The organism is Kitasatospora sp. NPDC051702, assembly GCF_040681575.1.
In the GTDB taxonomy this organism is placed as follows: domain Bacteria; phylum Actinomycetota; class Actinomycetes; order Streptomycetales; family Streptomycetaceae; genus Kitasatospora.
On the sequence record NZ_JBFAZB010000015.1, the window covers coordinates 107446 to 118540 of the forward strand.

Sequence of the window (11095 nt, forward strand, 5' to 3'; positions counted from 1 at the left end):
AGTCGGCCGAGGCCCCTGCGGTGCAGGAGGTCCCGGAGGCGCAGCCCGTCGCCGAGGCGGTCGTGGAGCAGGCCCCCGAGGCCGTGGCCGAGGTCGCCGCCGAGCCCGCGGCCGAGGTCGTCGCCGAGGGCGCCGCACCGCAGTCCGCCCCCGAGGCGGCTCCCGTCGCCGAGGGTGAGGCGCCCGTCGTCGAGGCCGCCGCCGAGGTGCCCGTGGTCGTCGAGGCCGTGGAGTCGGTGGAGTCGGCCGAGGCCCCTGCGGTGCAGGAGGTCCCGGAGGCGCAGCCCGTCGCCGAGGCGGTCGTGGAGCAGGCCCCCGAGGCCGTGGCCGAGGTCGCTGCCGAACCCGCCGCCGAGCCCGCCGTCGAGGCCGAGGTGCCCACCACGGCGGAGGCCGGTCAGGAGGCGGCCCCGGCCGCCGAGCAGGCCGAGCAGCCCCAGCAGGCCGTGGAGGCCGTGGAGGCGCCGGCGACCGAGGCGCCCGCCGCCGAGGCCGCCGCGGCGGAGGCCGTGGCCGCCGACGCCGGGGCGCCCGAGCAGCCCGCCGGCCAGTCCGCCGAGCAGCCGGAGGAGCAGCCCGCGGCCGAGGCGGCCGTCGAGGAGCCTGCCGAGCCGCGCGGCCCGGCCGCCCCCGGCTTCGACGAGGCCGGCCGCGAGGCCGTCCACCAGGTGATCCGCGAGCGCCGTGACATCCGCAACGGCTTCCGCCCGGACGCGATCCCGCACGAGGTGCTGATCCGCGTCCTGGAGGCGGCCCACACCGCGCCCAGCGTCGGCTACTCCCAGCCCTGGGACTTCGTGGTGATCCGTTCGGCGAAGACCCGTCGCCGGATGCACGCCCTGGCCGAGCGCCAGCGCGAGGCGTACGCGGACTCGCTGCCCAAGGGCCGGGCCAAGCAGTTCAAGGAAATCAAGATCGAGGCCATCCTCGACACGCCGGTCAACATCGTGGTGACCGCCGACCGCACCCGCGGCGGCCGGCACACGCTGGGCCGGCACACCCAGCCCCAGATGGCCCCGTACTCGGCCGCCCTGGCCGTCGAGAACCTCTGGCTGGCCGCCCGCGCCGAGGGCCTGGGCGTCGGCTGGGTGAGCTTCTTCGACGACGAGGAGCTGGTCCGCGAGCTCGGTCTGCCCGAGCACCTGGAGGTCGTCGCCTACCTCTGCGTCGGCTTCGTCGACAGCTTCCCGGACGAGCCCGAGCTGGAGCAGCAGGGCTGGGCGAAGAAGCGCCCGCTGTCCTGGGTCGTCCACGAGGAGCAGTACGGCAACCGCGCCCTGCCGGGCGAGGAGCCGCAGAGCCTGCTCGCCGAGACGCTGCGCGGGATCCGCCCGCTGGACGCCAAGGCGCTCGGCGAGGCCTGGGACCGCCAGAAGCGGATGACCAAGCCGGCCGGATCGCTCGGCATGCTGGAGATCATCTCCGCGCAGCTGTCCGGGCTGTCCCGCAAGTGCCCGCCGCCGATCCCGGAGCCCGCCTGCGTGGCGATCTTCGCCGCGGACCACGGCGTGCACGCCCAGGGCGTCACCCCCTGGCCGCAGGAGGTGACCGCCCAGATGGTCGGCAACTTCCTGGCCGGGGGAGCGGTGATCAACTCCTTCGCCAAGCAGATCGGCACCGAGGTCTGCGTGGTCGACGTCGGCGTGGCCGCCGAGCTGCCGGACGCCATCCAGCAGGGCCGCACCACCGGTCTGCTGCCGCGCAAGGTCCGGCCCGGTACGGCCGACATGACCCAGGGCCCGGCGATGACCCGCGAGGAGGTCCTGCAGGCCGTCGAGGTCGGCATCGAGACCGCCCGCGACCTGGTAGCCGCCGGTAACAAGGCGCTGGTCACCGGCGACATGGGGATCGCCAACACCACCGCCTCGGCCGCCCTGATCTCGGTCTTCACCGGCCTGGACCCGGCCGAGGTCACCGGCCGCGGCACCGGCATCGACGACGAGACCCACGCCCGCAAGATCGAGGTCATCCGCGCCGCGCTGGCCCTGCACCAGCCCGACCCGGCGGACCCGATCGGCGTCCTCGCCGCCGTCGGCGGACTGGAGCACGCCGCGATCGCCGGCTTCCTGCTGGGCGCCGCCTCGCTGCGCACCCCGGTGGTCCTGGACGGGGTCATCGCGGGCTCGGCGGCGCTGGCGGCCAAGGCGATCGCCCCCGAGGTGCTGGCCGCCTGCATCGCCGGCCACCGCTCGGCCGAACCCGGCCACCAGGCGGCGCTGGCGAAGCTCGGCCTGCGTCCGCTGATCGACCTGGACCTGCGGCTCGGCGAGGGCACCGGTGCCCTGCTGGCCCTGCCGCTGGTGCAGAGTGCGGCCCGGGCGATGCACGATGTAGCCACCTTCGACTCCGCCGGGGTCACCGAGAAGGCCTGACGCACCCCGTCACCGCTCCGCGGACCGGCCCGAGGGCGCGCCGGTCCGCGGAGCGGCGTCACGTCGTACCCCCACCCCCACACCCGCACCCCCGATCCAGGAGCAGCGCCGATGACCGCGCCCACCCCGCACCCCAGCACCGAAGGACGCACGCCCTACCCGGTCGGCCTGCTGCTCGCCGGCCGCCGCGTGGTCGTGGTCGGCGGCGGCCAGGTCGCGCAGCGCCGGCTCCCGGCGCTGATCGCCACGGGTGCGGACCTGCACCTGATATCGCCGGCCACCACCCCTGCCGTCCAGGCCATGGCCGACGCCGGCGAGCTGACCTGGCACGCCCGCCCGTACCGGGACGGCGACCTGGCCGGTGCCTGGTACGCCCTGGTCGCCACCGACGACCCGGAGGTCAACGGGGCGGTCAGCGCCGAGGCCGAGCGCGAGCGGGTGTTCTGCGCCCGCAGCGACGACGCCTCCGCCGCCACCGCCTGGACGCCGGCCAGCGGCCGGGACGCGGGTGCCACCGTCGCGGTGCTCACCGGCGACCCGCGCCACTCGGCGGGCCTGCGCGACGCCATCGTGGACGGCCTGCGGGACGGCTCGCTGGCCGCCCGCCAGTTCCGTGCGCACGGTGCCGGCGTGGCCCTGGTCGGCGGCGGCCCGGGCGACCCGGACCTGATCACCGTGCGCGGCCGCCGGCTGCTCGCCGACGCCGACGTGGTGGTCACCGACCGGCTGGCCCCGCGCGAGCTGCTCGCCGAGCTGCCCGAGCACGTCGAGGTGATCGACGCGTCCAAGATCCCGTACGGCCGGTTCATGGCCCAGGAGGCGATCAACCGGACGCTCGTCGAGCACGCCAAGGCCGGCAAGTTCGTGGTCCGGCTCAAGGGCGGCGACCCGTACGTCTTCGGGCGCGGCGGCGAGGAGCTGCTGGCCTGCGCGGAGGCCGGGCTGCCGGTCACCGTGGTGCCCGGCATCTCCAGCTCGATCAGCGTCCCGGCGGCGGCGGGCGTGCCGGTCACCCACCGGGGCATGACGCACGAGTTCACCGTCATCTCCGGCCACGTCGGCCCGGACGACGAGCGCTCGCTGACCAACTGGGCGGCCGCCGCGCAGATGAGCGGCACGCTGGTGCTGCTGATGGCGGTGGACAAGATCGGTGCGATCGCCGCCCGCCTGGTGGAGCACGGGCGCCCGGCCGACACCCCGGTGGCGATCGTCCAGGAGGGCACCACCGCCGCCCAGCGGCGGGTGGACGCGACCCTGGCCACCGTCGCCGCCGTGGTCGAGGCGGAGCGGATCAAGCCGCCGGCGGTGATCGTCGTCGGCGACGTGGTCAACGTGCTCGCGGCGGCCTTCCGCAGCTGAGCGCCGCGCGGTTCCGGGGCGGGCGACGGGTCAGGCCCCGCCCCCGGAGCCGCGCGGGGACGCCGCACCGGCGGCCGGGCCCCTGGCGGGCTACTCCAGCGGCTGCTCCGTCCAGATCACCTTGCCCGTCGCCGTGTAGCGCGTCCCCCAGCGGTCCGCGAACTGGGCGACCAGGAACAGCCCGCGCCCGCCCTCGTCCGTGGTCGCCGCGTACTTCAGGTGCGGCGAGGTGCTGCTGCCATCCGAGACCTCGCAGATCAGCGCGCGGTCCCGGAGCAGCCGCACCCGGATCGGCCCGGAGCCGTAGCGGATCGCGTTGGTCACCAGCTCGCTCAGGATCAGCTCGGTGACGAACGCCGCCTCGTCCAGCCCCCACGACGCCAGCCGCTCCGCCACCGACGACCGCACGGCGCCCACCGCGGCCGGGTCGGAGGGCACCTCCCACTCCGCCACCTGGTCCGGTGCCAGCCCCCTGGTCCGGGCCACCAGCAGGGCGATGTCGTCCAGCGGGCGCTCCGGGAGCATCGCCCCGAGCACGTCCGCGCAGGTCTGCTCCGGCGTGCGCGGCGGCCCGGTCAGCGCCGCGCGCAGCAGCTCCAGCCCCTCGTCGATGTCCCGTTGGCGGTCCTCCACCAGGCCGTCGGTGTACAGCACCAGGCGGCTGCCCTCCGCCAGGTCCAGCTCGACGGTCTCGAACGGCAGCACCGCCAGCCCCAGCGGCGGGCCGGTGGCCAGCTCCGGGAACACCACCCGGCCGTCCGGGGCCACCACGGCCGGCGGCGGGTGCCCGGCGCTGGCCATCGTGCACCGGCGCGCCACCGGGTCGTAGATCGCGTAGAGGCAGGTCGCCCCGGCGAGCGCCGCGTCCGAGCCGCTCGCGGACTCGTCCTGGTCGATCCGGTTGACCAGCTCGTCCAGGTGCCCGAGCAGTTCGTCCGGTGGCAGGTCCAGGGTCGAGAAGTTGTGGATCGCCGTCCGCAGCCGCCCCATCGTCGCCGCCGCGTGCAGGCCGTGCCCCACCACGTCCCCGACCACCAGCGCCACCCGTGCGCCCGGCAGCGGGATCACGTCGAACCAGTCGCCGCCGACACCGGCCTGGGCCGGCAGGTAGCGGTGCGCGACGTCCAGCGCGTTCTGCGCGGGCAGGTTGCGCGGCAGCAGGCTGTGCTGGAGGGTCACCGCCATCGCGTGCTCGCGGGTGTAGCGGCGGGCGTTGTCGATGCACACCGCCGCGTGCGACACCAGCTCCTCGGCCAGCGCCACGTCGTCCGTCTCGAACGGCTCGGGCCGGTCCGAGCGCCAGAACCGGGCCACCCCCAGCAGCACCCCGCGGGCCCGCAGCGGCACCCGCACCAGCGAGTGGACCCCGTACGCCAGCACCCTCGCGGACCGCTCCGGATCCTGCTCGCGCCAGTCCCGGGCGTCCGCCAGCCGGGGCTCCAGCCCGGGTCTGCCGCTGTGCAGGGCCCCGGCCAGCGGCGTCTCCGGCACCACGTCCAGCACGGTGTCCACCGGGTAGAAGGGCGCGTCGTCCCGGATCCCGGCGAACGCGGCGCGCCGCATCCGTCCCATCGAGGGGCCCGGCGGCGGCTCCTCGCCGGCCAGCACCTGCTCCGCCAGGTCCACGGTGACGAAGTCCGCGAACCGCGGCACCGCCACCTGCGCCAGCTCCTCCGCCGTGCGCGTCACGTCCAGCGAGCTGCCCACCGTCACCCCGGCGTCGTAGAGCAGCCGCAGCCGGCGCTGGGCGACCTCCGCCCGGCCGGAGAGCGCGAGGAGTTCGGTGGAGTCGCGCAGCGTGGCGACGCAGCCCTGCGGACCGCCCGCCGTACTGGTCAGCCGGACGTTCACGGCCAGCAGCCGCTCCCCGGCCATGACCACCTCGTCGGTGACCTGGCGGTCGGCGGTGAGCAGCTCCAGCGGGGCCGGTTCCAGGCCCAGCTCGGTGACGGGCCGGCCCTCGGCGTCCGCCGGCAGGTCCAGCAGCCGCCGGGCCTCGTCGTTGCAGAGGATCAGCCGCCCGTCGCCGCCGACGATCATGACGCCCTCGCGCACCGCGTGCAGCACGGCCGCGTGGTGCTCGTACATGCGGGTCATTTCCTCCGGGCCCAGCCCGTGGGTCTGCCGCCGCAGCCGCCGGCTGATCAGCGCGGTGCCGAGCGTGGCGAGCCCGACCGCGCCCGCGGCGGCGCCCAGCACCACCGGTAGCTGGCGCTCGCTCGCGGTGCTCACGTTGGCCAGCGTGATGCCGGCCGAGACCATCCCGGCCACCGAGCCGTCCGGCGCGTAGACCGGGACGACCGCCTGGACCAGCGGGCCGAGGGTGCCGGTGACCTCCTCGGTCACCACCTGGCCCTGGAGGGCGGGCTCGTAGGTGCCGATGAACTTCTGGCCGATCCTGGCGGGGTTGGGGTGGGTCAGCCGGATGCCGTCGTTGTTCAGCACGACGATGAAGTCGACGCCCGCCGCGACCCGCGCGGACTGCGTCTTCGGCTGCAGGATCGCGGTGGGATCGGGGGAGCGCAGCGCCGCCACGATGCCCGGCGAGTTGGCGAAGGTCTGTGCGACCGCCACCGACCGGTTGCGGGCCTCGTTGTTCGCGTCGTTGCGGGACTGCACCACCAGAGCCACCGCGGCCGCCACCACGAGCAGCAGCACGACGAGGATCTGCAGCGCGAAGACCTGCCCGGCCACCGACCGGTGCTTGACGGGCCACGGCCGTTTCGCGCGTGGCAGCTGTTGCCGACCGTATGGGCGCCCACCGGAGGGGCCGGCGGAACCAGTAGCACCAGAGGCCGACGGAGCCCAGGATCGACCCGGAAAACGGGCCATACGGTCATATTTGCACTATGGCTGGCGGAGAGCCAAGGCCAGCGGATCCGACCGCTTGGGCCGTTTGGCCTTCGCCGCCCCGCCTTGGCAAGATCGCAGGGTGTCCGAACCCCGTGCCATCACCGACCCCGCCGACCCTCGCCTCGGCGACTACACCGGCCTCACCGACGTCGAACTGCGCCGCCGGCGCGAACCCGCCGAGGGCCTGTTCATCGCCGAGGGGGAGAAGGTCATCCGCCGCGCCCTCGCCGCCGGCTACCGGATGCGGTCGATGCTGCTGACCGCCAAGTGGCTGGACGTGATGGCCGACGTCATCGCCGAGGCCGACGCCCCCGTGCACGTCGTCGAGCCGGGGCTCGCCGAGGCCGTCACCGGCTACCACGTGCACCGCGGCGCCCTCGCCTCGATGGAGCGCAAGCCGCTGCCGGAGGCCGCCGAGCTGCTCGCCGGGGCCCGCCGGGTCGCCGTCCTGGAGGGCCTGGTCGACCACACCAACCTCGGCGCCATCTTCCGCAGCGCGGCCGCGCTCGGCATGGACGCCGTCCTGCTCTCGCCGGACTGCGCCGACCCGCTCTACCGGCGCGCCGTCAAGGTCTCGATGGGGGCCGTGTTCGCGGTGCCCTACGCCCGACTCGATCCCTGGCCCGCGGCCCTGGACGCGGTGCGCACCGCCGGGTTCACCCTGTTGGCCCTCACCCCCGCCGACACCGCCGTCGACCTCGCCACCCTCTCCCCGCACCGGCTCCCCAGGGCCGCCCTGATGCTCGGCGCCGAGGGCGACGGCCTGACCCGCGCGGCCCTGGCGGCCGCCGACCACCCCGTCCGCATCCCGATGGCGCACGGCATCGACTCCCTGAACGTCGGCGCCGCCGCCGCAGTGTCCTTCTACGCCGTCACCGCCCCCACCCCCTGACCCCGCCGCCGACCGAAAAGCCGCCCCACCAGGCGGCAGCCCCCAGCCGTCGCCTCGCGCACAGGACGTCGCCCTCCCCGACCTCCCACGCAAGACCCCCAGCCGCTCGACCCGGATCCGGGCGCTTCACCCCCAGCACGAGACATCGCCCCGCCCGACTTCCCACCCGGCCGAACGGCAGGCCCACCCCGTCCGGTGCCCGCGGCACTTCGGCGGCTCCCTGCGGCCGCGAACGGTCGCCCGCCCGACTTCCGGGCTGCTCTTCGGCTGCAGGAAGTCGGCCTGTCCGACTTCCCATGCGGGATGCCCTGGGCGGCCGGCGCGGATCCGGTACTACCCCAGCAGGAGACGTCGGCCCGTCCGACTTCCCGCGCCGGTAGGCAGCAGATCGCTGCAGCCCGTGCCCGCGGCACTTCGGCGTTTCTCCTCGCACATGAAAAGTCGCCCCGCCGGACTTCGCGGGCGGCGATGCTTTCAGGGTCTGCTTCGGGCGTGGGAAGTCGGCCTGCCTGACTTCCTGCGGATCCGATGCCCGTGATGGTCCCGGTGGTTCGCGTCGGGCGTGGGAAGTCGGTCTGGCCGACTTTTGGGTGAGGTAGTCGGGTTGGTAATGGGGGGACTCGATGCCGGTGGGTTCACCCGGGGCACGAAAAGTCGGCCGGGCCGACTTCCTGGGTGGTTGTGGGGTCAGCCGGTGGGGGAGGTCGGCGGGGGTGGGGCGGCGGCGGGCGGTGGGGTGCCGGGGGTGGAGGCGCCGGGCCAGGACTCCTCCAGGGTGCCGTCGGCGCGGACGGTGTAGCGCGTGGAGGTGACGGCGCCGCCGGGCGCGCGTTCGTCACGGACGACCGTGCCGCCGTCGAGCCGCCAGGCGGCCGCCGCCTGCGGGTCGGCCGCGGAGGAGCGGGAGGAGGCCGCGGCCGGGGTGTCCCCGCTGAAGGCGAAGAGCTGGACGAGGTCCACGGGAACCGAGCCCTCGGTCCGGCGCAGGACGACCACCGTCGCCGGGGAGCCCTTGTACCGGGCCGGCAGTACCGCGCTGAGGGTGACCTGCGGGCCGCCGCCGACCGATCGGCCGTCCCGCAGGGCGATGCCGGGCCCGCCGGCGCCGTCGGGGTAGCTGCGGTTGGGCCAGTCCACGGCCGGGCCCGTTCCCTGCGGGGGAGCCAGCGCGCTTTCCCCGGGCCGGACGGCCGCCGGCGCCGCGAGCGGCGTGGCCTGGGGCTGGGCGGCGGCCGGTGGCGCGGCGGCCCCGTCCACGGAGGTCCCGCCCACCGAACCGCCCACCGAACCACCCGCCGACCCGCTCGGCGCAGCCGGTGCGCTGACGGCCGGGGAGGCCGGGGGCCGCAGACCCTGGTTGCTGCGGTTCTCGCAGCCCTGGGCGGCGGCGATGGCGAGGGCGACGCCGATCGTCACGGTGACGAAGACGACGATCCGCTGCCGCAGCAGCCGCTGCCGGGCGCTGCCGGGGCGCCCGCCGCCGGGGGCGGGAGTGTGCTGGCGGTCGCGGGGGCGTCCCCGGTCGCGGGGCCCGGGACGGCCGGGCGGCGGGGTCTGCGGGCGTTCCTGCAGCCGTCGGGTCACCGGGGTGGGCTCGGGGCGGGGGAGCGGTGCCGCGGACCCCTGCGGGCGGCGCGTCGCCGCCGCGCGGGGCCGGGCCGCCGCGGGTTCGGGCGAGCGCCCGGGTGCGGGTACGCCGTGCCGCGCCGCGTCGGGCGCGGGCGGTCCCCCCGGTGCGGGTGCGGGCGGCGCGCCGCGGCCCGGTCCGGGCCGGGTGGCGCGAGGGGCACCGGCGGCCGCGCCGCGGGCGGCGAGTTCGCTGAGCCGCTCGTGCAGGGCGGCGGCGCCGGGCCGCTCGGCGGCCTCCTTGGCGAGGCAGGCCCGGATGAGGGGGGCCAGCTGCGGCGGTAGCGCGGAGAGGTCGGGTTCCTCGTGGACGACCCGGTAGAGCATGACCTCGGAGGAGGCGCCGGATCCGAACGGGGTGTCCCCGGTGAGCGCGTAGGCGAGGGTGGCGCCGAAGGCGAAGACGTCGGTGGCGGGTGTGACGGCGGCGCCGCGGACCTGTTCGGGTGCCAGGAAGCCGGGGGAGCCGACGGCGGTGCCGACGTGGGTGAGCGTGCTGGCGCCGCGGGACCAGGCGATGCCGAAGTCGATGATGCGCGGGCCGCGGGGGGAGAGGAGGATGTTGGAGGGTTTGAGGTCGCGGTGGACGACCCCGGCCTCGTGGACCTTGACCAGGCCGTCGGCGAGGGCGGCCCCGATCCGGGCGGCCTCCGGCCAGCTGAGCGGCCCTTCGTCGCCGACCCGCTTGTAGAGCGAGGGGCCGGGCACGTAGGCGGTGGCCAGCCAGGGGCGGTCGGCTTCGATGTCGGAGCCGACGACGCGGGCGGTGCAGCCGCCGCGGATGCGGGAGGCGGCGGCGATCTCGCGGGCGAAGCGGGTGCGGAACTCCTGGTCCTCGGCGAGTTCGGCGCGGATCAGCTTGAGGGCGACGCGCTGGCCGCGGCGGTCGGAGCCGAGGTAGACGACGCCCATGCCGCCGGCGCCGAGTCGCCGGTGCAGACGGTACGGCCCGACGATGCGGGGGTCCTCACGCCTCAGCCGCATCATCGCCATGTTCCGTCCCCGTCAGCCCGTGGGTGAGGCCCCGTCGGTTGGGGCATCGTCAGTTCCTGTCTGGCACAGCTTACGGACTGCCTGCTGCGGTGTGCTGATACGCAACACCTCAAGCGGCCGTGCGATTGTCGGATCTTGCGTTGACCCGCAGGTCACAGGGGTGCCGGATCGTTTCTCGGGGTTGCCCCTCAGGGTTCCCCCGGGGGTGCGGCGAAGGCTCTCTCCCCCTCCGGTAGTACGCCCCGAGTCCGGGCGTCATACTCCGGGATGCCCGCGGAACAGTACGACGGCATGACGCCCGAACGGCCCCCCGAGCCATAGCGTTGTGGTCAGCGGTGGACGGGGAGCTCGTCCCCCGAGGTAAGCCGTCCACCGCGCCAACTCGACCGGATCACAGGAGCAAGGGCATGGCACCGCAGCTCACGGGAACCCCCCGCCGCCGTCGGCCGGCCTTCACCCAGTCCCGGTCGACGGAGCAGCCGACCAGGCACCCGGCGGTGGCGCTCGCCATGGCGCTGCCCTGCGCGGTGCTGCTGGTGATCCTGTTCGGCGGTTGGGACCAGATGGCGAACCAGGCCCAGGCCGTCGCCGACCTGATCTCGCGCTGAGAGCGACCACCCACGAGGGGAACCACACTCCGGCCCGCAGGGGCCGGCCACAGAACGGGCACTGGTCCCCTGGGGACGGGGAGCAGTGCCGCCGGGGAGGCCGTGGCCGCGTTGACACGCGGACGGGCGAGGAGCGGTGCGCAGAGCACCCCGGCAGGCGGAGACGCCGCGTACGGACGTCGGTGAGGGCGACCGTACGCGGCTCTTCCCTTTTCCCGGGCCGGGCAGCCCCGGGCCCCGGCCCCACGAGCCCCCTCCAGGGGCCGCGCCGGGAACCCACGCCCCCTTCCGAGGCCCCGCCGCGCGACGTCATCGGACCGCCGGGGGAACGCCGAAAGGCCGGGGCCGTGATCCTCACGGATCACGGCCCCGGCCGTTGCTGTGCGCGATAC

5 protein-coding genes and 1 pseudogene are annotated in these 11095 nt (G+C 75.6%); 4 read left to right on the forward strand and 2 right to left on the reverse strand.

Annotated elements, in window-relative coordinates; translation table 11 throughout:
* On the forward strand, positions 1 to 2372 hold a 2372-nt coding region (gene cobT / locus AB0N04_RS15680), incomplete at its 5' end, for a nicotinate-nucleotide--dimethylbenzimidazole phosphoribosyltransferase (protein ID WP_363364467.1).
* Positions 2373 to 2483: 111 nt separating this feature from the next.
* A complete protein-coding gene (cobA, locus tag AB0N04_RS15685; RefSeq protein WP_360208811.1) occupies positions 2484 to 3731 on the forward strand; it encodes a uroporphyrinogen-III C-methyltransferase in 1248 nt (415 codons plus the stop codon).
* A gap of 90 nt (positions 3732 to 3821) precedes the next feature.
* On the opposite strand, the gene AB0N04_RS15690 is transcribed toward cobA, so the two are convergent.
* Entirely contained in the window at positions 3822 to 6425 is a 2604-nt protein-coding gene (locus tag AB0N04_RS15690) for a SpoIIE family protein phosphatase (RefSeq protein WP_360208814.1), read from the reverse strand.
* Positions 6426 to 6663: 238 nt separating this feature from the next.
* Here AB0N04_RS15690 and AB0N04_RS15695 point away from each other — a divergent pair, with 238 nt between their 5' ends.
* Positions 6664 to 7476 (forward strand): RNA methyltransferase, encoded by an 813-nt coding sequence (locus AB0N04_RS15695; protein WP_360208816.1) that lies wholly within the window; start codon positions 6664 to 6666, stop codon positions 7474 to 7476.
* 1368 nt (positions 7477 to 8844) lie between these two features.
* Here the strand turns inward: AB0N04_RS15695 and AB0N04_RS15700 are convergent.
* A pseudogene (locus AB0N04_RS15700) lies at positions 8845 to 10095 on the reverse strand (serine/threonine-protein kinase); the annotation flags it as partial.
* 407 nt (positions 10096 to 10502) lie between these two features.
* Here AB0N04_RS15700 and AB0N04_RS15705 point away from each other — a divergent pair.
* Positions 10503 to 10703 carry a hypothetical protein gene (locus AB0N04_RS15705; RefSeq protein ID WP_360208819.1) on the forward strand — a complete coding sequence of 67 codons (201 nt, stop codon included), beginning with the start codon at positions 10503 to 10505 and terminating at the stop codon, positions 10701 to 10703.
* Positions 10704 to 11095 lie beyond the last annotated feature (392 nt).